The 19,374-nt window shown below is 67.9% G+C and carries 17 protein-coding genes, 1 pseudogene and 1 riboswitch; of the genes and pseudogenes, 5 read left to right on the forward strand and 13 right to left on the reverse strand.

The genetic code is table 11. The annotated features are described in order from the left end of the window. The first annotated feature begins 1 nt into the window (after nt 1). Both HGB51_RS16545 and HGB51_RS16550 read left to right on the forward strand, forming a co-directional pair. Nucleotides 2-370, forward strand: coding sequence for a YraN family protein (locus tag HGB51_RS16545; RefSeq protein ID WP_070207770.1), 369 nt, complete (start codon nt 2-4; stop codon nt 368-370). Nucleotides 371-424: 54 nt separating this feature from the next. After that, the gene (locus HGB51_RS16550) at nt 425-1,804 is read left to right on the forward strand and encodes an FAD-binding oxidoreductase (RefSeq protein ID WP_070207769.1); all 1,380 of its coding nucleotides are present in this window, start codon (nt 425-427) and stop codon (nt 1,802-1,804) included. A gap of 49 nt (nt 1,805-1,853) precedes the next feature. On the opposite strand, the gene thiL is transcribed toward HGB51_RS16550, so the two are convergent. From thiL to HGB51_RS16575, 5 genes are all read right to left on the reverse strand, one after another. After that, a complete protein-coding gene (gene thiL, locus HGB51_RS16555) occupies nt 1,854-2,825 on the reverse strand; it encodes a thiamine-phosphate kinase (protein WP_070207768.1) in 972 nt (323 codons plus the stop codon). A 19-nt stretch (nt 2,826-2,844) separates the two neighbouring features. Further along, the gene (gene nusB / locus HGB51_RS16560; protein ID WP_070207767.1) at nt 2,845-3,324 is read right to left on the reverse strand and encodes a transcription antitermination factor NusB; all 480 of its coding nucleotides are present in this window, start codon (nt 3,322-3,324) and stop codon (nt 2,845-2,847) included. After that, nucleotides 3,321-3,788, reverse strand: coding sequence for a 6,7-dimethyl-8-ribityllumazine synthase (ribH, locus tag HGB51_RS16565; protein ID WP_070207766.1), 468 nt, complete (start codon nt 3,786-3,788; stop codon nt 3,321-3,323). Before ribH ends, nusB begins: the two co-directional genes overlap by 4 nt. A gap of 113 nt (nt 3,789-3,901) precedes the next feature. Beyond that, nucleotides 3,902-4,999 (reverse strand): 3,4-dihydroxy-2-butanone-4-phosphate synthase, encoded by a 1,098-nt coding sequence (gene ribB, locus HGB51_RS16570; protein WP_070207765.1) that lies wholly within the window; start codon nt 4,997-4,999, stop codon nt 3,902-3,904. Further along, nucleotides 4,996-5,607: a riboflavin synthase gene (locus tag HGB51_RS16575; RefSeq protein WP_070207764.1), complete on the reverse strand. Its 612-nt coding sequence runs from the start codon at nt 5,605-5,607 to the stop codon at nt 4,996-4,998. Before HGB51_RS16575 ends, ribB begins: the two co-directional genes overlap by 4 nt. Nucleotides 5,608-5,683: 76 nt before the next feature. After that, a riboswitch (FMN riboswitch) is annotated at nt 5,684-5,828 on the reverse strand. A gap of 154 nt (nt 5,829-5,982) precedes the next feature. On the opposite strand from HGB51_RS16575, the gene HGB51_RS16580 reads away from it, so the two are divergent. Further along, on the forward strand, nt 5,983-6,618 hold the full coding sequence (locus HGB51_RS16580; RefSeq protein WP_070207763.1) for a hypothetical protein: 636 nt from the start codon (nt 5,983-5,985) through the stop codon (nt 6,616-6,618). A 77-nt stretch (nt 6,619-6,695) separates the two neighbouring features. Here HGB51_RS16580 and ribD read toward each other — a convergent pair whose 3' ends face one another. The 4 genes and pseudogenes from ribD to HGB51_RS16600 form a co-directional block, all read right to left on the reverse strand. Next, nucleotides 6,696-7,778: a bifunctional diaminohydroxyphosphoribosylaminopyrimidine deaminase/5-amino-6-(5-phosphoribosylamino)uracil reductase RibD gene (gene ribD / locus HGB51_RS16585; protein ID WP_070207762.1), complete on the reverse strand. Its 1,083-nt coding sequence runs from the start codon at nt 7,776-7,778 to the stop codon at nt 6,696-6,698. A 74-nt stretch (nt 7,779-7,852) separates the two neighbouring features. Then, nucleotides 7,853-8,374: a transcriptional regulator NrdR gene (nrdR, locus tag HGB51_RS16590; protein WP_070207761.1), complete on the reverse strand. Its 522-nt coding sequence runs from the start codon at nt 8,372-8,374 to the stop codon at nt 7,853-7,855. Nucleotides 8,375-8,513: 139 nt separating this feature from the next. Beyond that, nucleotides 8,514-9,767, reverse strand: a complete 1,254-nt coding sequence (glyA, locus tag HGB51_RS16595) for a serine hydroxymethyltransferase (protein ID WP_070207760.1) — start codon at nt 9,765-9,767, stop codon at nt 8,514-8,516. Between the two features lie 178 nt (nt 9,768-9,945). Continuing rightward, nucleotides 9,946-10,431 (reverse strand): annotated as a pseudogene (locus tag HGB51_RS16600) (RcnB family protein). A gap of 236 nt (nt 10,432-10,667) precedes the next feature. Here HGB51_RS16600 and ettA point away from each other — a divergent pair. Together ettA and HGB51_RS16610 are read left to right on the forward strand one after the other, a co-directional pair. After that, the gene (gene ettA / locus HGB51_RS16605) at nt 10,668-12,332 is read left to right on the forward strand and encodes an energy-dependent translational throttle protein EttA (protein ID WP_070207759.1); all 1,665 of its coding nucleotides are present in this window, start codon (nt 10,668-10,670) and stop codon (nt 12,330-12,332) included. A gap of 582 nt (nt 12,333-12,914) precedes the next feature. After that, nucleotides 12,915-14,231 (forward strand): NCS2 family permease, encoded by a 1,317-nt coding sequence (locus HGB51_RS16610; protein WP_070207758.1) that lies wholly within the window; start codon nt 12,915-12,917, stop codon nt 14,229-14,231. A gap of 6 nt (nt 14,232-14,237) precedes the next feature. Here the strand turns inward: HGB51_RS16610 and pncB are convergent, their stop codons facing one another. The 4 genes from pncB to gspD all read right to left on the reverse strand — a co-directional run bounded on the left by pncB (nt 14,238) and on the right by gspD (nt 19,368). Continuing rightward, nucleotides 14,238-15,413 carry a nicotinate phosphoribosyltransferase gene (gene pncB, locus HGB51_RS16615; protein ID WP_070207757.1) on the reverse strand — a complete coding sequence of 392 codons (1,176 nt, stop codon included), beginning with the start codon at nt 15,411-15,413 and terminating at the stop codon, nt 14,238-14,240. Continuing rightward, on the reverse strand, nt 15,410-16,246 hold the full coding sequence (locus HGB51_RS16620; protein WP_070207756.1) for a glycosyltransferase family 2 protein: 837 nt from the start codon (nt 16,244-16,246) through the stop codon (nt 15,410-15,412). Before HGB51_RS16620 ends, pncB begins: the two co-directional genes overlap by 4 nt. Further along, on the reverse strand, nt 16,243-17,100 hold the full coding sequence (locus HGB51_RS16625) for a glycosyltransferase family 2 protein (protein WP_070207755.1): 858 nt from the start codon (nt 17,098-17,100) through the stop codon (nt 16,243-16,245). Before HGB51_RS16625 ends, HGB51_RS16620 begins: the two co-directional genes overlap by 4 nt. 72 nt (nt 17,101-17,172) lie before the next feature. Further along, nucleotides 17,173-19,368, reverse strand: a complete 2,196-nt coding sequence (gspD, locus tag HGB51_RS16630; protein WP_070207754.1) for a type II secretion system secretin GspD — start codon at nt 19,366-19,368, stop codon at nt 17,173-17,175. Between the last annotated feature and the right edge of the window lie 6 nt (nt 19,369-19,374).

Consider the following 19,374-nt stretch of genomic DNA (forward strand, 5'->3'; position numbering starts at 1 on the left):
CGTGGCGACCGCGCGGGCACAGCGGGGTGCGGCGGTGGAAACCGCTGCGCTCGCCCATCTGCGCAGCGCCGGGCTGAGCCCGGTCGCACGCAACGTGCGCTACAAGGGCGGTGAGCTCGACCTGGTGATGCGCGATGGCGTCACCACCGTATTCGTTGAAGTGCGTTACCGCGCCGATGATCGTTTTGGCGGCGGCGCGGCGTCGGTGGACCTGCGCAAGCGGCGCAAGCTGGTGCTGGCGGCGCAGCTGTTCCTGTTGTCGCACCCGGAGCTGGCGCGCGGGCCGTGCCGGTTCGATGTGGTGGACGCCAGTGGCGAGCCGCCGCGGTTGAACTGGTTGCGGGATGCGTTTCGGTTGGAGGATTGTTGATGGCTTCGATCATTGTCTTGAGGAGCCGGCCGGCGGCCGGCACTACCGGAATTTATGCGTCTACCTGATGGATTCGTTGCCACGCTGTCCGCCTTGCTCGGCGAGGATGGCTGGCGGACCGATGCGGCTGCCCTGGCCGCGCATGCGCAGGACAATTCGTGGCGGCATGCGCTGCCGACCGGCGTTGCGCTGCCCATCACGCGCGACCAGGTGGTGGCCATCGTGCAGGCCTGCCGCGCGCACGCGGTGCCGATCGTGGCGCGCGGCGCGGGCACCGGTACCACCGGGGCGGCGGTGCCGGTCACTGGCAGCATCGTGCTGTCGTTGGCGCGCATGAACCGCATCCTGGAGATCCAGCCGGGCAACCGCTGCGCGGTGGTGGAACCCGGCGTGCTCAACGGCGACCTGCAGCACGCGCTGGTGGAACACGGCCTGTTCTGGGCGCCGGATCCGTCCAGTGCGGACATCTGCAGCATCGGCGGCAACCTGGCGTGCAATGCCGGCGGACCGCGCGCGGTGAAGTACGGCACCAGCCGCGACAACGTGCTCGGCCTGGTGGCGGTGACCGGTGCCGGTGAACTGATCCAGTGCGGCGGCGCCTACACCAAGGATGCCACCGGCTACGACCTGACCCATCTGCTGGTGGGCAGCGAGGGCACGCTGGCGGTGATCGTCGAAGCCACCCTGAAACTGACCCCGCTGCCGGTGACCCAGGCCGGGTTGCGCGTGCTCTACCGCGACGCCGATGCGGCGGCCGCCGCCGTGTCACGGCTGATGGCGCAGCCGGTGGTGCCCACCCGCCTGGAGTTCATGGACGCACGCAGCCTGGAGCTGCTGCGCCGGAACGGCGCCGAGGTGCCGCCCGCCGGCGCGATGCTGCTGGTCGAAGCGGATGGCGACCACGACACCCTGCCCTATCTGCTGCAGGCCCTGGCCACCGCCGCCGAAGGCGACGGCATGCTGGCGCTGGACGTGGCGATGGAAGGCAGCGCGCGCGAGAAACTGTGGGCGGCGCGCAAGGCGCTGTCGCCGGCGCTGCGCAGCATCGCGCCGGGCAAGATCAACGAAGACGTGGTGGTGCCGGTGTCGCGCATCCCCGACCTGGTGGCCGGGGTGCAGGCGCTGGCGCAGCAGTACGCGCTGACCATCGTCACCTTTGGCCATGCCGGCAACGGCAACCTGCACGTCAACATCCTGTACCACCCCGACGACGCCGACGAGAACGCACGCGCGCACGCCGCGCTGCCGAAGATCTTCGAGCTCACGCTGGCGTTGGGCGGCACGCTGTCGGGCGAGCATGGAATCGGCCTGGCCAAGCGCGCTTTCATGGCGCAGGCGTTCACGCCGGCCACGCTGGCGGCGATGCGGGCGATCAAGCAGGCACTGGATCCGGACGGGATCCTCAATCCGGGGAAGGTGTTGCCGCCTGCGTGAAGAGCAGCGGAGCAGAGCTCCGCTCTACGTGGGGGGCGACGCCGTTGGCTTACAGCTCGTTGAAGTGTTCGTAGCCGCTGGGGCCGCTGGAGTCACTGCCGGTGCTGACGCCGTTGCCGGCGACGATGGCGCCGACACGGGTGAGCGGCAGCGCCAGACGGCTGGCCAGGTCAGCCAGCGCTGCACGCTGCGCAGGCGCAGCGGTGAAACACAGTTCGTAGTCGTCGCCGCCGCGCAGCGCGGCGTCGCGCGCATGGGCCAGGCCGATGCGGGCGCGCGCGGCTGCGGAAATGGGCAGCTGTTCGGGATCGATCAGCGCACCGACCCCACTGCGCTCGCAGATGTGGCCAAGGTCGGCCAGCAGGCCGTCGGAGATGTCTACCGCCGCATGCGCAATGCCCACCAATGCGGCACCCAGTGCCACCCGCGGCGTGGGCCGGGCCAGGCGCTGGCGCAGGTGATCCACCTGGGCGTCTTCGGCCGGAAAGCGCACGTCCAGCGTACCGGCCTGCCAGGCGCGCAGCGCCACCGCCGCATCGCCGAGCGTGCCGCTGACCCAGATGTCGTCGCCCACCTGGGCGGCGTCGCGGCGCAGTGCCGTGCCTGCGGCGACCTGCCCCATCGCGGTGACCGACAGCGACAGCGGGCCGCGCGTGGTGTCGCCGCCGACCAGTACGATGTCATGCAGGTCGGCCAGGGCGAAGAAACCGTCGGCAAACGCGTCCACCCACTCCGTTTCCGCGTCCGGCAGCGACAGCGCCAGTACGCACCACGATGGGCGCGCGCCCATCGAGGCCAGGTCGGACAGGTTCACCGCCAGGGTTTTCCAGCCGATGTCGTACGGCGGGGTTTCGGCCGGGAAGTGCACACCACTGTTGAGCGTGTCGGCGGTCACCACCAGCTGCTCGCCGCCACGCGGCTGCAGCAGCGCGGCATCGTCGCCGATGCCGAGCACCACGTCGGCACGCGCGCGGGTGCGCGTGCGGATGCGTTCGATCAGGGAGAATTCGGCAAGGGACATGGCATGCCCGGGCCGCGGCTCAGTGTCCGCTTTCGGTCTTGCGCCACTCGACCGCTGCGCGGTCCAGCACACCGTTGACATAGGTGTGGCCGTGTTCGGAACCGAAGCGCTTGGTCGACTCGATCGCTTCGTTGATCACCACGCGGTACGGCACGTCCTGCCGGTACAGCAGTTCATAGGCGGCCACGCGCAGCGCGGCGCGCTCGATCGCATCGACCTCGTCGATGCCGCGGTCCACGAACGGATCCAGCGCTTCGTCCAGGCTCTTGCGGTGGTCCAGCACGCCGTGCACCAGCGCCTCGAAGTAGGCCAGGTCGGCGATTTCGCGGGCCTGTTCGTGGGCGAACTGGGCGATCACAGACTGCGCATTGCCGCCGGAGATCTGCCACGCGTAGATGGCCTGCAGGGCACGACGGCGCGCGCGCGAGCGCAGCACGGGGTCGATGCCATCGCGGCGGACCGGCTTGCCGGAGGGCTTGCCCGGGTTTGACTTGTTCACGGCAACTGCTCCAGAAGATTGACCATTTCCAACGCCGTCAGTGCGGCTTCCTCACCCTTGTTGCCGTGGCTGCCACCGGCGCGCGCTTCGGCGTCCTCGGCACGTTCCACGGCCAGCACGCCATTGAGCACCGGCACGCCGAAGTCCAGCTGCACGCGCATCAGGCCTTCGGCGCAGCCATCGGCCACGTGTTCGTAGTGGCGGGTGTCGCCACGGATCACACAGCCCAGGGCGATGATCGCGGCATGTTCATGCGCGGCGGCCAGGCGGGCGGCCACCAGCGGCAGTTCCCAGGCGCCCGGGACGCGGATCACGTCGATGGCGGCTTCCTCGATGCCGTTGCCGGCCAGGCTCTGGCGCGCGCCGGCCACCAGCACGTCGGTGATGCGGGCATTCCAGCGGCTGGCAAGGATGGCGAAACGGGCCGCTTCGGGGGTGCGAAGGTCGCCTTCGTAGTGGCTCATGGTCGAGGGGGGAATCCTGATTGGGGGGATATTCTACCGTACGCCCGGGCGATGCCCGGGCGTTTGCGCGTGGGTTGGGTCTGCGGGGACACGCATGGCGTGTCGCTACGCGCCTACGGGGTGACGGTGTCTATGATTTCCAGGCCGTAGCCGGCCAGGCCGATCTGGCGGCGCGGGGTGCCGAGCACGCGCAGCTTGCCCAGGCCGAGGTCGGACAGGATCTGGGCGCCGGCACCGTTGCGGCGCCACTGGCTCACGTCCTTGTCCTTGCCCGGGGTGACCGGCTGCGGCTGCTGGCGCAGGCGGGCCAGCAGGCTGTTGGTGTCGCGCGGGGCCGAGAGCACCACCATCACGCCGCGTTCGGCGGCGGCAATGGCGCGCAGGGCGTCGGTGGCGGCCACGCCGAAATCGTCGCGGCGCCAGTGCAGCAGGTCGGCCAGCGGGTTCTCCACCTGGACCCGGACCAGGGTCGGCTCGGTGTCCGGGGTGCCACGGACCAGCGCGAAATGCAGGTCGTGGGCGATCCGGTCGCGGTAGGTGACCAGCTTGAACGGGCCGAACTCGGTGTCGATGTCGCGCTCGTCGACGCGCTCGACGGTCTTTTCGGTGGCCAGCCGGTAGGCGATCAGGTCGGCGATCGAGCCGATCTTCAGGCCATGCTCGCGGGCGAACACTTCCAGCTCCGGGCGGCGCGCCATGCTGCCGTCCGGGTTGAGGATCTCCACCAGCACGCCGGCCGGTTCCAGCCCGGCCAGCATGGCCAGGTCGACGCCGGCTTCGGTGTGCCCGGCGCGGGTCAGCACACCGCCCGGCTGGGCGATCAGCGGGAAGATGTGGCCCGGCTGGTGCAGGTCGGCCGGCTTGGCGTCGGGCTTCACCGCAGTGCGGATGGTATGCGCGCGGTCGTAGGCGGAAATGCCGGTGGTGACCCCTTCGGCGGCCTCGATGCTCACCGTGAAGTTGGTCTGGAACTGCGCGGTATTGGCCTGCACCATCGGCGCCAGGCCGAGGTCGGCGGCCCGCTCGCGGGTCAGCGGCAGGCACACCAGGCCACGGCCGTGGGTGACCATGAAATTGATGTCCGACGGCTTGACCAGCTCGGCGGCCATGATCAGGTCGCCTTCGTTCTCGCGGTCTTCGTCGTCGACGATGACCACCATGCGGCCGAGGCGGATGTCCTCGAGGATCTCGGGGATGGGGGCGAAGTTCATGCGCGGGCTTCCTGTGCCTGGGGGGCGATCAGACGTTCGACGTAACGGGCGACCAGGTCGATTTCCAGGTTCACCGCGCTGCCCACGCCGGTGGCGGCGAAGGCGGTGTTGGCCACGGTATGCGGAATCAGCGCGACCTCGAAGCCGACATCGTCCACTTCATTGACGGTCAGGCTGACCCCGTCCACGCAGATCGACCCCTTCTTGGCGATGTAGCGCAGCAGCCCGGCCGGGGCGGCAAAGCGCCAGCGCTGGGCGCGCGCGTCCTCATGGATGGACAGCACCTGGCCCAGGCCGTCGACATGGCCGCTGACCAGGTGGCCGCCGAGGCGGTCGGTCGGGCGCATCGCGCGTTCCAGGTTGATTACCGCGCCCGGTGCCAGCTGGCCCAGCGTGGTCAGGCCGAGCGTCTCGGTCGAGGCATCGGCCGCGAACGAGGTCGCGTCGAAGGCGACCACGGTCAGGCACACGCCGTTGATGGCGATGCTCTCGCCCATCTGCACGTGTTCGAACGGCAGGCTGCCAACGTGGAAGGTGAAGCGGACATCGCCGCCAAGGGGATCGCGAGCGGCCAGGTGGCCGACGCCTTCGATGATTCCAGTAAACACTAACGTTCTCCGCGAAAAGTGAGCGAAAAACGCCGCAAGGCAAACAGGCGGGCGCAGGGCCGCGTAGGCCCTGTGGCACCGTCTTCTTTCATCCGGACTATACCGTCGGCTCCGGCATCGGACCGGATCTGCTGACCTTCCGGCGGGGCCGGAAGCGCTCGCGGGCTCGTGCTTGCGCACCTACCGCCGGTGGGGAATCGCACCCCGCCCTGAAGACGTTTGTATACCGGCGAACCGGCCCGGCCATTGTAACAGCGCTGGCTGAGTGGTCGCTTTCTGTGAAACTTTTGTTAAGATGCGCCCCGCGGCGTAGAACGCCGCCCCGCTGTCCACTGAAGGGACGGCTGAAACGGACCTCACTCCCAAAGGAAATTCATGCGCAAGATCATCGCCCTGGCCGCCGCTCTGCTGGCCGCTGCCCCGCTCACCGCCTCCGCTGCCGACAGCATGAGCTACACCTGGGTCGAAGGTGGCTGGACCCAGCTGCAGATCAGCAGCCCGGGCAGCAACCCGAAGCTGGATGGCGGCTACGTGCGTGGCTCGTTCGCCATTGCCGAACAGGTGTACGTGTTCGGTGGCTACAGCCAGGTCTCGGAAACCTATGACCTGAGCGACGACTTCGGTCGCGTCAGCATCAAGCAGGAACTCAACCAGCCGGAACTGGGCATCGGCTACCACATGCCGTTCACCGACCGCCTGGACTTCACCACCGACATCGCCTGGATGCGCATCAACGACGAACTGACGTTGAAGCAGGACAACTGGGCGGACCAGAGCCTGAAGACGCACACCAACGCCGGTCGCGTTACCGCTGGCCTGCGCGGCAAGCCGTCGCGCGCCACCGAAGCCTGGCTGAAGGCCGGCTACATCGATGGCAGCGACATGGACGGCGAGTGGATCGGCACCCTGGGCGGCCAGGTCAAGTTCAACCGCACCTGGGGCCTGGTCGGCGAAGTCCAGTACTTCGACGACATCACCCAGTACTCGGTGGGCGTGCGCGCCAGCTTCTGAGTTACCGATCGGGCTGCGCTCAACCGCGCCATGATCGACGGGCCCCGAAAGGGGCCCGTTTTTTTTTTGCCTGTCGCTCAGGTGCGCAGCAGCAGCCGCAGGTCCTGACCCACCTGGCGTTGGTCTACCAGCCGCAGCCTTTGCTGCTGCTCCATGCTGTGGATGCCGAGGCCTGCCAGCAGCGGCCTGCCGTGTTCGCCGAGCAGGGTCGGCGCCTGGTAGAGCAGGAGTTCGTCCACCCAGCCGCCGGCCAGTAGTGCGCCGCAGAGGGTGGCGCCGGCCTCGGTATGTACTTCATTGATGCCGCGGTCGGCCAGCAGGGCCAGCACCGCGGCCAGGTCCAGGTGGCCGTCAACGCTGGGCACGCTGGCGAATTCGGCATCGGCAGCGTCCGGCGCGCTCACCGATGCATCGTGCAGGTACAGCGTGGGCGCCCCACCCTCGCGGACGCGGGCGCATTCCAGCGAACGCAGGCGTGAGTCCAGCACCACCCGAAGCGGCGGGATCACCTCGGTGCCGGACAGGCGCACGGTAAGCTGCGGGTCGTCGGCAAGCACGGTGTCGGCGCCGGTCAGGATCGCGCCGGCGCGTGCGCGCCACTGCTGCACGTCTTCGCGGGCGGCGGCGCCGGTGATCCATTTGGAGCTGCCGTCGGCCATCGCGGTACGGCCGTCCAGGCTGGCGGCGAGCTTGACCCGCAGCCACGGGCGGCCGCGCTCGACCCGCGACAGGAAGCCGAGGTTGAGCTCACGCGCCTGCGCGGCCATCAGGCCTTCAGCGACCTCGATGCCGGCCTCGCGCAACAGGGTGAAACCGCCACCGTCGACCTTGGGGAACGGGTCGCGCATGGCGGCGACCACGCGCGAGACGCCGGCTTCGATCAGTGCGAGGGCGCACGGCGGCGTGCGACCGTAATGGGCGCAGGGTTCCAGGGTGACGTAAGCCGTGGCGCCTTGTGCTTCCTCGCCCGCCTGCCGCAGCGCGAACACTTCCGCATGCGGGCCGCCGGTGCGCTGGTGCCAGCCTTCGCCGACCACGCGGTCGTCGTGGGCGATGACGCAGCCCACCATGGGGTTGGGCCGTGCGGTGAAGCGGGCGCGTTCGGCCAGGCGCAGGGCGTGCGCCATGTGCAGGTGGTCGAGGGTGGAGAAAGTGCTCATTGCCTGATGGTAATGCAGGCGGGGTGCGGGAGGCCGCGGGGCAGAGATCCCGATCAGCGGGGCAGAGCCCCGCTCTACCCCTTCTTTTTCTTGGTCAGGGCGATCACATCGCCCAGCAGCTGCAGCTGTTCGGTGCTGGCCGGCAGCTCGCGTTCGAGCTTCTCGATTTCCTCGCGGAAATCGGCGACGTCTTCGAAGCTGCGGTAGACCGAGGCAAACCGGACATACGCGACATGGTCGAGCTTGCGCAGTTCGTTCATCACGAACTCGCCGACCTTGATCGAGGGGATTTCGCGCTCGCCGCACATGCGCAGCTGCTGCATCACCGCGCGCACCGCCAGTTCGATCTTGTCTTCGGGCACCGGGCGCTTCTGCAGCGCGCGGTCGAAGCCGACCCGCAGCTTGCGCGCGTCGAACTGCTCACGGCTGCCGTCGCTCTTGACGATCGCCGGCAGCTTCAATTCGATGGTTTCCAGGGTGCTGAAGCGCTCGTTGCAGGCCTCGCACTCGCGCCGACGGCGGATCGTCGCGCCGTCTTCGGAGACGCGCGAGTCGATCACCCGGGTATCGGCATGCTGGCAGAACGGACAGTACATGGAACGCCTTGCATCAGGAAAACGTCATGCCGTGGTCACGGCAGCGTCGCAAAGGTACCTGAGAAGACCGTGGCGTACAAATCGGGACGTGGTTCATGGTTCCCGGCAGCGACGCCTGGCGCCGCTGCCGGGAGGTACATCAGCCGTAGACCGGGTACTTGCGGCACTGGGCGCTGACCGCGTCGCGGACGCGGGCGATCACCGCGGCATCGGCCGGCGCGTCGAGCACGTCGGCGATCAGGTTGGCCAGTTCGACGCAGTCCTGCTCGGTGTAGCCACGGGTGGTCACCGCCGGGGTGCCCAGGCGCAGGCCCGAGGTCACGAACGGCGAACGCGGGTCGTTCGGCACCGAATTCTTGTTGACGGTGATGTGGGCCTTGCCGAGGGCGGCTTCCGCGTCCTTGCCGGACACGTCCTTGCCGATCATGTCGACCAGCATCAGGTGGTTTTCGGTGCCGCCGGAGACGATCTTGTAGCCGCGCGCGATCAGGGTGGTGGCCATCGCCTGGGCGTTCTTCACCACCTGCTGCTGGTAGGCCTTGAAGCCCGGCTCCAGCGCTTCCTTGAAGGCCACGGCCTTGGCCGCGATGACGTGCATCAGCGGGCCGCCCTGGATGCCCGGGAACACCACCGACTGCAGCTTCTTCTCGATCTCTTCGCCGGCGCCCTTGGCCACGATGATGCCGCCGCGCGGACCGCGCAGGGTCTTGTGGGTGGTCGAGGTGACCACGTGGGCGTGCGGCAGCGGGCTCGGATAGACGCCGGCGGCGATCAGGCCGGCCACGTGGGCCATGTCCACGAACAGGTAGGCGCCGACCTTGTCGGCGATGGCACGGAAGCGCGCCCAGTCCACCACCTGCGAATAGGCGGAGAAGCCGGCCACGACCATCTTCGGCTTGTGCTCCAGGGCCAGGCGTTCGACTTCGTCGTAATCGATCAGGCCCTGCTCGTTCACGCCGTACTGCACGGCATTGAAGATCTTGCCGGAGGCATTGACCTTGGCGCCGTGGGTCAGGTGGCCGCCGTGGGCCAGGCTCATGCCCAGGATGGTGTCGCCCGGCTGCAGCAGCGCGAAGTACACCGCCTGGTTGGCCTGCGAGCCGCTGTGCGGCTGCACGTTGGCGTAGTCGGCGTCGAACAGCTGCTTGAGGCGGTCGATCGCCAGCTGTTCGGCGATGTCCACGTACTCGCAGCCGCCGTAGTAGCGCTTGCCCGGGTAGCCTTCGGCGTACTTGTTGGTCAGCTGGCTGCCCTGGGCTTCCATCACGGCCGGGCTGGTGTAGTTCTCGCTGGCGATCAGCTCGACGTGGTCTTCCTGACGCTGGGTTTCGGCGGCAATGGCCTTGGCCAGTTCGGGATCGTAGGTTTCGATGCGGACGTCACGCGGGAACATCGCTTACTCCAGGCAGAAGGGGGGAACAGCGGGCCTGTGATTGTAAGGCGGAACCGGGGCTGGAACGAAAAAGCGCGCCCTTGGGGCGCGCCTGGGGTCGGGTCCGCGTCAGCCACGCAGGGCGTGGCTCTACCCGTGTCCCGCCGGTAGAGCCACGCCCTGCGTGGCTGCCCCGGGATCAACGGTTGATCACGTAGTCCGCGATGATCCCGGTGGCGATGGCGACCAGCAGCAGGTTGCCACGGTCGTCGCGGATCCAGTGGTGGTCACGCGGCGGGCGGCGCACCGAGTAGCGGCTGTAGTCGTTGACCACGTAGACCGGGCCCCGGTAGTACTCGTTGTAGCGGTGGCCACGGGCCCAGCCGTAGCCGCCGTAGACCGGGCGCGGCGCCGGACGGTAGACCACGCGCGGCGGCGGGGCCGGACGGTAGTAGCGGCGATTGTCGTAGTAGCGGCGGTCATGGCGGGCTTCGCGACGGTCTTCGTGCCACTAGCGGTGGTCCTCGCGACGTTCGCGGCGGTCTTCATGGCGTTCACGACGATCCTCGTGACGCTCGTGCCTGTCGTGGCCACGGCCACGGTGGTCGTCGGCAAAGGCCGGGGCAATGCTGCCCAGCGCCAGCAGCGAGGCCACGGTTCCGACCACAATTCGATTGATGCGCATGATTGGCCTCGCTTGGTGGATTGACGCTTCCTATCATGCTGACGACATCTGAACGGTTTCCCGCTGGAAACGGTTTCCATTTGCACCGCTTTGACCGCCCATTCAGGCAGTGGCAAGCCCCGCCCCATGGGCCGTTCGGCGGCTGGCGGCGCTTCCGGCTATAATTGAGCCCATCCTTTTTCCTTCTGTTCCTGTTCCTGCCGGAACGGGCGCAGGGTTGCGCCTTCGGAGAGCTCATGTCCTCGCAATACATCTACACCATGAACCGCGTCAGCAAGGTGGTCCCGCCCAAGCGGCAGATCATCAAGGACATCTCGCTGTCGTTCTTCCCGGGTGCCAAGATCGGCCTGCTCGGCCTGAACGGCGCCGGCAAGTCGACGGTGCTGAAGATCATGGCCGGCGTGGATACCGACTTCGAGGGCGAAGCCCGCCCGCAGGCCGGCATCAAGGTCGGCTACCTGGCCCAGGAACCGGAGCTGGACCCGACCAAGACCGTGCGTGAAGCGGTCGAGGAAGGCGTGGGCGAAGTGCTGCAGGCCCAGGCCGCGCTGGACGCGGTGTACCTGGCCTATGCCGAGGAAGGTGCCGATTTCGACAAGCTGGCCAAGGAACAGGAGCGCCTGGAGGCGATCCTGGCTGCCGGAGATGCGCACACCCTGGAAAACCAGCTGGACGTGGCCGCCGACGCGCTGCGCCTGCCGCCGTGGGATGCGATCGTGGGCAAGCTGTCGGGCGGTGAAAAGCGCCGCGTGGCGCTGTGCCGCCTGCTGCTGCAGAAGCCGGACATGCTGCTGCTCGACGAACCGACCAACCACCTCGACGCGGAGTCGGTGGAATGGCTGGAACAGTTCCTGGCGCGCTACACCGGCACGGTGGTGGCGGTGACCCATGACCGGTACTTCCTGGACAACGCCGCCGAGTGGATCCTGGAACTGGACCGCGGCCGCGGCATTCCGTGGAAGGGCAACTACACCGACTGGCTGATGCAGAAGGAAGAGCGCCTGAAGCAGGAAGACAACCAGGAAAAGGCCCGCCAGAAGGCGATCCAGAAGGAACTGGAGTGGTCGCGCCAGAACGCCAAGGGTGGCCGCACCAAGGGCAAGGCGCGTCTGGCCCGCCTGGAAGAGCTGCAGTCGGTCGATTACCAGAAGCGCAACGAAACCAATGAAATCTTCATCCCGCCGGGGGAGCGCCTGGGCAACTCGGTGATGGAGTTCAAGAACGTGTCGAAGAAGTTCGGCGACCGCCTGCTGTTCGACGATCTGAACTTCCTGGTGCCGCCGGGTGCGATCGTGGGCATCATCGGTCCGAACGGTGCGGGTAAGTCGACGCTGTTCAAGATGATCACCGGCCAGGAAAAGCCGGATTCGGGCGAGATCGTGGTCGGTCCGACGGTGCAGCTGTCGTACGTGGACCAGAGCCGCGACGCGCTGGAAGGCAACCACAACGTGTTCCAGGAAATCGCGGGTGGCCTGGACATCCTCAACATCAACGGTGTAGAGATCCAGTCGCGCGCCTACATCGGCCGCTTCAACTTCAAGGGCCAGGACCAGCAGAAGCTGGTGGGCTCGCTGTCCGGTGGTGAGCGTGGCCGCCTGCACATGGCCAAGACCCTGCTGCAGGGTGGCAACGTGCTGCTGCTCGACGAACCGTCGAACGACCTGGACATCGAAACCCTGCGTGCGCTGGAAGATGCGCTGCTGGAGTTCCCGGGCAACACGTTCGTGATTTCGCATGACCGCTGGTTCCTGGATCGCATCGCGACCCACATCCTGGCGTTCGAAGGCGACTCGCACGTGGAGTTCTTCCAGGGCAACTACCGCGAGTACGAAGAAGACAAGCGCCGCCGCATGGGCGACGACGCCGCCCCGAAGCGCCTGCGCTTCAAGGCGCTGAAGTAACAGTGAAACGGCCGCGCTCGCGCGGCCGTTTTGTTTTTGTGGTTTGGGTGCAACGCTCAAAGCGCGGCGTTTTCATTTGTACGAGCTGGGGCGGCCGTCGGGCAGCCCCGCTCCGGGACACGCCGTGAACCCATCCATGGGGGCTGCTAGAAAACATCCATGTTTTCTAGCGTCCCTCCGGGGCTACCCGCCGGCCGCCCCCGATAGTTGGTCGCGTGCGGTTGGCAAGAGCGAACACGCATGGCGTGTCCCTACGCGATGCCGACGATGCGTTGCCGTTGCCGTTCCCAGGCCACCGATGTTCTATCGAGGGGTCGGCGGGTGGGGGGGTACGGGACCGTGAAGGCACATGGATGTGCCGCCCGAGCCTAACGGGGTGAAGGCGCACTGCTTGCGAGGCACTGCCTCGCGTGCGACTGAACGCCCAGCCGCTGGCGGCTGGGCCGGGGCCCGGAGGGTATAAGGCGTGTCCCGTACCCCCCCGCCCGCCGACCCCAGCCAGTGGCACCACCAGACGAAGGCTGTTGCTGTTGCTGTTGCTGTTGCTGTCGCTCTGATTCGCCTTTCAATGGATCCCCCACCATGAAACTGTTTGAACGCCTGTTCCAGCTCGAAAAGCACGGCACCACCGTGCGCACCGAACTGCTGGCCGGGCTGACCACGTTCCTGACGATGTCCTACATCGTCTTCGTTAACCCCGACATCCTGTCCACCACCGGCATGGACCCGGGCGCCGTATTCATCGCCACCTGCCTGGCCGCCGCGCTGGGCTCGCTGGTGATGGCGTTCGCCGCCAACTTCCCGGTCGGCATGGCGCCCGGCATGGGGTTGAATGCGTTCTTCGCCTTCACCGTCGTCGGCGCCGCCGGCCTGCCCTGGCAACAGGCGCTCGCCGCCGTCTTCATTTCCGGCCTCGTATTCCTCGCCCTCTCACTGACCGGCGTGCGTGCCTGGCTGGTCGAAGGCATTCCCGCCTCCCTGCGCGCCTCGATCGTTGCCGGCATCGGCCTGTTCCTCGCCATCATCGCCCTGCAGAAGTCCGGCGTCATCGTCGCCAACCCCGACACCCTCGTCGCGCTCGGCCCGCTCAACACCGCCCCGCCCCTGCTCGCCCTCGCCGGCTTCCTGCTGATCTCCATCCTGGAAGCACGCCGCATCAAAGGCGCCATCCTGATCGGCATCCTCGCCGTCACCGGTGCCGCCTGGCTGCTTGGCAACGTCCAGTACCACGGCATCGTTTCCCTGCCGCCCAGCCTTGCCCCCACCTTCCTCCAGCTCGACCTGCCCGGCCTGCTCCACCACGACGGCGGCGCCCCGCTCGCCGTGCTCCTGCAGGTCGTGCTCGTGTTCGTGCTCGTTGAAGTGTTCGACGCCACCGGCACCCTGTATGGCGTTGTCGGCCGCGCCGGGCTGCTCAAACTGCCCGGTTCGCAGAAGCGGTTTGGTCGCGCGTTGCTTGCCGACAGCACTGCCATCGTCGCCGGCTCCCTGCTGGGCACCAGCAGCACTACTGCATTTGCCGAAAGCGCCTCTGGTGTGCAGGCGGGTGGGCGTACCGGGCTCACCGCCCTGGTGGTAGCCGCATTATTCCTGGCTGCGCTGCTGTTCTCCCCGCTGGCCGGCATGGTGCCCGGCTATGCCACCGCGCCCGCGCTGTTGTTCGTCGCCGGGTTGATGCTGCGTGAGCTGGTCGATGTCGAATGGAACGACCTCACCGAATCCGTACCTGCCGCGCTCTGCGCGCTGGCAATGCCGTTCACCTATTCGATCGCGAACGGGTTGGCGTTCGGGTTCATCGCGTATGCCGCGTTGAAGGCTGGCACCGGGCGCTGGCGGGAAGTGCATCCGGCCGTTTGGCTGGTGGCCGCATTGTTCGTGGCGCGGTACGCGCTCGAATGATTTTTTCTATTCCGGCGGCAGCTCGAATACCTGGCGCAGGTACGCCAGGTAGCCCGGGTCGTCGCACATGCTCTTGCCCGGCGAATCGCTGAGCTTGGCCACCGGCTGGCCGTTGCAGCGGACCATCTTGATCACGATGTTCAACGGCGTCGGGCCCAGGTCGTTGGTCAGGTGCGTGCCGACCCCGAACGCCACCTGGCAGCGGCCACGGAAGTAATCGAACAGGCGCATCACCTTCTCGATGTTCAGCCCGTCGCTGAACACCAGCACCTTGCTGCGCGGATCCACCCGACGCTCCTTGAAGTGCGCCAGCATCCGGTCGCCCCAGCTGAACGGGTCGCCCGAATCGTGCCGCACCCCGTCGAAGAGCTTGCAGAAATACATGTCGAAGTCGCGCAGGAACGCCTCCAGCCCGACCACGTCCGACAGCGCGATGCCCAGGTCGCCCCGGTACTCGCGCGCCCACGATTCCAGCGCCGCCACCTGCGAATCGCGCAGCCGCGGTCCCAGCGCCTGGAATGCCTGCAGGTACTCGTGCGCCATCGTGCCGTGCGGCGTCATCCCATACAGCCGCGCGAAATGCACATTGCTGGTGCCCACGAACTGATCGCCCAATGCCTCGCGCATCATCGGCAGCATCCGCGCATGCCAGTCGCGCGAATAACGGCGGCGACTGCCGTAGTCGGCGATGCGGCACAGCTCGAAGCCCGGCGTGTCGCGCAGCAGCGCGGTCTTGGCCTGCAGGCGGCGCTCGCCCTCGGCGAAATCCGGCGTGCTGGCATTACGGAACCAGACCTCGTTGATGATCGCCAGCAGCGGCACCTCGAACAGGATCGTGTGCAGCCACGGTCCGGTGATGTCCAGCTCGATCTCGCCCGGCACGGTCTGCGACGCACGCAGGTCGATGTACTTGCGGTCCAGGTGGAACAGGCCGAGGAAGTCGGCGAAGTCCGGCTTCACGAAGCGAAGCCCGCGCATGTAATCCAGCTCTTCAGCCGTGAAGCGCAGCGTGCACAGGTGGTCGATTTCGGCGTTGATCTGGTCGATGTACGCCGCCAGGTCGATGCCGGGCGTGCGGCACTTGAACCGGTACTGCACCTGCGCGCCGGGGTGCTGGTGCAGCACCGCCTGCATCATGGTGAATTTGTAGAGGTCGGTGTCCAGCAGCGATTGGATGATCATGGCCGGATTATGCGCTTGGCCACATGTACCGACCACCGGGCCCAGATCGCGCCCCAGACCGCCACCTGCACCAGCACGTTGCGGCGCGGCGCTTCGAACTTGCGGAAGTAGCGCCACAGGCCCCGGTGCTTGTGCCACTCCACGAAGAACGGCCGCGACCGGCTCGATACCCCGCGCACGTGCACCACCTGCAGGTCGTTGGCGATCGCCACCACCGCGCCGGCCTCGCGCGCGCGCCGGCACAGGTCCAGGTCTTCGGCATGCAGCCGGTAACCCGCGTCCCAGCCGCCGATGCGCACGAACAGCGCGCGCGGCATCAGCAGCAATGCCCCCGACAGCGCCGGCACCACCTGCAGCGTCTGCGCCGGGTCGGCCGGGATCGCCAGCCGCGCGCCCTGCCCCGGATGACGCAGCATCGCCGCGAAATCCGGGTCGCGACGGCGCACCGCCGCATCCGGCTGGCCCTGCTCGTCGACCTGCTCCACGCCCAGCACGCAGTCGCCCATCGACTCCCCGCGCGCGCGCAGCAGCGCCAGCGTATCGGTGCCGACCATCAGGTCCGGGTTGATGAAGGCCAGCCACGGCGCATGGCTGTCGGCCACGCCCTGGTTGTTGGCCGCCGCAAAGCCGGGGTTGTCCGGGTTGGCGATGAAGCGCACGCGCGGATCCGCGCTGGCGTGGCGCTGCACGATGTCCAGCGTGCCGTCGTCGGAATCGTTGTCCACCACCCGGATCTCGGCGACTTCGGCGGCGGCGCGCAACCGCGCCAGGCAGGCGTCCAGGGTGCTGGCGCTCTGGTAGCTGACGATCACTACGGCAATGCAGGGATTCAAACCGACGACTCCGGGGGCGGGGCGGGCGACGCGAACAGATCGCCCTGGGAACGCGGCATTATCGCCTGCTGGTGCAGCCGCTGCAGGTCTTGGCGCAGCTGGAGCAGCGGGTCGCCCATCAGGAACCCGGCCAGGCGCGGCTGCCAGGCCGGCCAGCGCGTGCCCAACGCTTCCATGTCGCCGTCCTGTGCCTGCGCCTCGCGTTCGCGCGCCACGAAGGCGTTCTCGCACAGTGCATTGCGCCAGCCCAGCCCGGCCATGCGCAGGCTCAGGTCGACCAGCGCCGCGTTCCAGGACGCATAGCTGTGCATGTCCAGGCCGCCCGCCTTGCGCCGCGCGTTGGCCCGCAGCAGCACCGCATGGGTCACCGCCGAGGGCAGCTCCGGGTGCAGGCTGGGCAGTGCCGCGCAGGCCTGGGCCAACGCCTCCAGGTTGTCGGGTATCGGATCGATCTCGCCCAATCGCGGCCACGCGGCGGTTTCGCCGGCGTTGCACCACGGCGTCGCCGAGCCGATCGAGGCATCGCGGGCGAAGCACGCATCGAGCTGCTGCAGCCAACCCGGCGCGGGCACCGCGTCCGGCGCCAGCACCACCACGTCGCTGCCCTCGCAGGCGCGCAGCATTTCATCCAGGTGGGCGACTTCGCCGATCGGGCGTGCGCGGCGGGTGTACTCGGCGCGCAGTGGGGTGTGCGCCAGCCAGTGTTCGATCACCGCCTGCGCGCGCGGCCCGGCTTGGCCGTCGTCGGCCAGCCACGCCGGCGTTCCGGGCGGACTGCCGGCGTCCAGCGCGGCCAGGCAGCGGTCCAGGGCGCTGTCATCGACCGCGATCGGCAGCAACACGATCGTCCCCATCCCTTCCCCTCTGCGCGGCGTCGTGCCCGCAGCGTAGCAGGCGCGGCCGCCGACCGGGCGGCCGCCGCCGGTTCAGCGCTTCGGCCGGGCCGGGAACGGCTCCATCGCGCGGAAGCGGTTGCTGTATTCGTCGGTCAGGTTCCGCGACTCCTGCGCGTTGCGCACGATGGTCGGGGTGAGCAGCACGATCACCTCCGAACGCCCGGTGAGCTGGGTCTTCTTGCCAAACAGCGCGCCCAGTATCGGGATCCGGCTCAGCCCCGGCACCCCGTCGGCGCCGGTTTCGTCGTTGTTGGTGATCAGGCCGGCCAGCATGATGGTGTCGCCGCTCTGTACCGCCGCTTCGGTGGAGATCTTGCGGGTGTTGATCGGCGGGTTGCAGGTGGTGCGGGTCGGGTCGCAGCCGCTGGGGATCGCACCGGCCGAACTGACTTCCTGCACGATGTCCAGGAACACCACGCCGTCGCGGGTGATGCGCGGGCGCACCTTGAGGATCACGCCGGTGTCCAGGTACTGGACCTGGCTGTAGGTGTTGTCGCCGCCGACGCCGGTGTTGACCGACACCGAGTTGATCGGGATCTGGGTGCCCACGTTGAGCGTGGCTTCGGCATTGTTGCGCACGAAGATCGACGGGGTCTGCAGCAGGCGCAGGTTGCTGACCTTGTCCAGCGCGGTCACCACCGCTGCCGCGTTCTTGCCGAGGAACGTCCAGCCGAGGCCACCGTCGCCGACCCGGCCGGAAATGCTGCCCCAGATCGAGCGGCCGAGCGCGCTGGGCAGGTCGATGCCGCTTTCGGTCTTGCCGGTCTGCACCGCCTGTTCGAAGAACCAGTTCACGCCGTAGCTGAGGTCGCCGGTCAGCGCCACTTCGGCCACCTGCGCTTCGATATGTACCTGCATCGGCATCACGTCGAGCTTCTCGATCACCTCGCGGATCGACCGCCAGGCCTGCGGGGTGGAGCGCACCAACAGCGTGTTGGTTTCCTCGACCGCGGAAACGCCGACCGAATCGCCCTGCACTTCCAGGTTGAAGCTGGCGTTGCCGGACTGGCGCTGCGGCAGGCTCATGGTGCCGTCGCCCATGCCGCCGGTGCGGTTGGTGCCGCCGGTGCTGCCGGTGTTGAGGCTGGTGCCGCCGGTGCCGTCGTTGCTGCTCAGGTTCTGGATGTTCGCGCCCGGCGCCAGCGAGGTGTCCAAGCTCCGCCCCCCGCGTCCATTCTCGCTGGCGAAGGCTTCGGCCAGGCGTTCGGCCAGGTCCTTGGCCTTGATGTAGCGCAGTTCATAGGAGAACAGCCGCGCACTGCCACCGGCGGTGTCGATGCGCTCCAGCCACTGCTGGATCTGGTCCAGGTAGCGCGCCTGCGGGGTGATCACCAGCACCGCATTGGCGTTCTCCAGCGGCAGGAAGCGGAACATGCCGGCGCTGGGGGTCTTGCTCTCCTCACCGAACACTTTTTCGAGGTCGGCAGCCACCTGTTCGGCCTTGCCGGTCTGGATCGGGAACACGCCCACCGACATGCCCGACAGCCAGTCCACGTCGAAGATCTCGACCGTGCGCAGGTAGTTCTCAAGTTCCGCGCGGGTGCCGCCCAAGGTGATCACGTTGCGGCCGCCGTCGACGTTGACGATGGCGTTGGGCCGCGCGTACGGCTCCAGCACCTTCTTCATTTCGGTGGCCGAGATGTACTGCAGCGGCACCACCCGCACTTCGAAGCCGCGCGCGTTGGCCGCCGGTGCGGTGCTCGGCGCCACGGTGCCGGCCAACGCCTGGTCGGCGGCCACGATGTTGTAGCGGCCGCCGCTGTAGACCATGCGCGCGTTGTTCCAACCCAGCACCATTTCCAGCAGGTTCAGCGCCTGCGCCGAAGACACCGGCTTGGGCGTGGCCAGGGTCACGGTGCCCTGCACGCCGGGGGCGATCACGTAGTTCTGGCCGAGCATGTCGCCCAGGATCGCCTTGACCACCGCGTGCACCGACTCGCCTTCGAAGTTGAAGGTGGCGGTGCCGGTGCTGGCCTGCGACAACGCCGGCGACGGTGCCGCCGCCGCGCTGCGGTTGATCATGGTGCCGCTGCCACGGCGGATCACCGGCTGCGGGGCGCCGTCGCCCAGCGGCTGCGCGTCCACGCCGTCACGCGAACCGTCGCCGGCCACGACCTGGTGCTTGCCGGTGAGGATCGCATTGCGCTGCACTTCGGGGGCAGGCACGGAAGCGCAGCCTGCAAGCAGGGCGACGGCGAACGACAGGGAGAAAAGACGCAATGTCATGCTTTC

Origin of the sequence: Stenotrophomonas bentonitica (assembly GCF_013185915.1) — a bacterium.
Lineage (GTDB): Bacteria > Pseudomonadota > Gammaproteobacteria > Xanthomonadales > Xanthomonadaceae > Stenotrophomonas > Stenotrophomonas bentonitica.

Bases quoted from the DNA above. Each gene is read 5' to 3' on its own strand.
- HGB51_RS16550 (WP_070207769.1), top strand. From the start codon at position 425: ATGCGTCTACCTGATGGATTCGTTGCCACGCTGTCCGCCTTGCTCGGC.
- thiL (WP_070207768.1), bottom strand. From the start codon at position 2,825: ATGTCCCTTGCCGAATTCTCCCTGATCGAACGCATCCGCACGCGCACC.
- ribH (WP_070207766.1), bottom strand. From the start codon at position 3,788: ATGAGCCACTACGAAGGCGACCTTCGCACCCCCGAAGCGGCCCGTTTC.
- ribB (WP_070207765.1), bottom strand. From the start codon at position 4,999: ATGAACTTCGCCCCCATCCCCGAGATCCTCGAGGACATCCGCCTCGGC.
- HGB51_RS16580 (WP_070207763.1), top strand. From the start codon at position 5,983: ATGCGCAAGATCATCGCCCTGGCCGCCGCTCTGCTGGCCGCTGCCCCG.
- ribD (WP_070207762.1), bottom strand. From the start codon at position 7,778: ATGAGCACTTTCTCCACCCTCGACCACCTGCACATGGCGCACGCCCTG.
- nrdR (WP_070207761.1), bottom strand. From the start codon at position 8,374: ATGTACTGTCCGTTCTGCCAGCATGCCGATACCCGGGTGATCGACTCG.
- glyA (WP_070207760.1), bottom strand. From the start codon at position 9,767: ATGTTCCCGCGTGACGTCCGCATCGAAACCTACGATCCCGAACTGGCC.
- ettA (WP_070207759.1), top strand. From the start codon at position 10,668: ATGTCCTCGCAATACATCTACACCATGAACCGCGTCAGCAAGGTGGTC.
- HGB51_RS16610 (WP_070207758.1), top strand. From the start codon at position 12,915: ATGAAACTGTTTGAACGCCTGTTCCAGCTCGAAAAGCACGGCACCACC.
- pncB (WP_070207757.1), bottom strand. From the start codon at position 15,413: ATGATCATCCAATCGCTGCTGGACACCGACCTCTACAAATTCACCATG.
- HGB51_RS16625 (WP_070207755.1), bottom strand. From the start codon at position 17,100: ATGGGGACGATCGTGTTGCTGCCGATCGCGGTCGATGACAGCGCCCTG.
- gspD (WP_070207754.1), bottom strand. From the start codon at position 19,368: ATGACATTGCGTCTTTTCTCCCTGTCGTTCGCCGTCGCCCTGCTTGCA.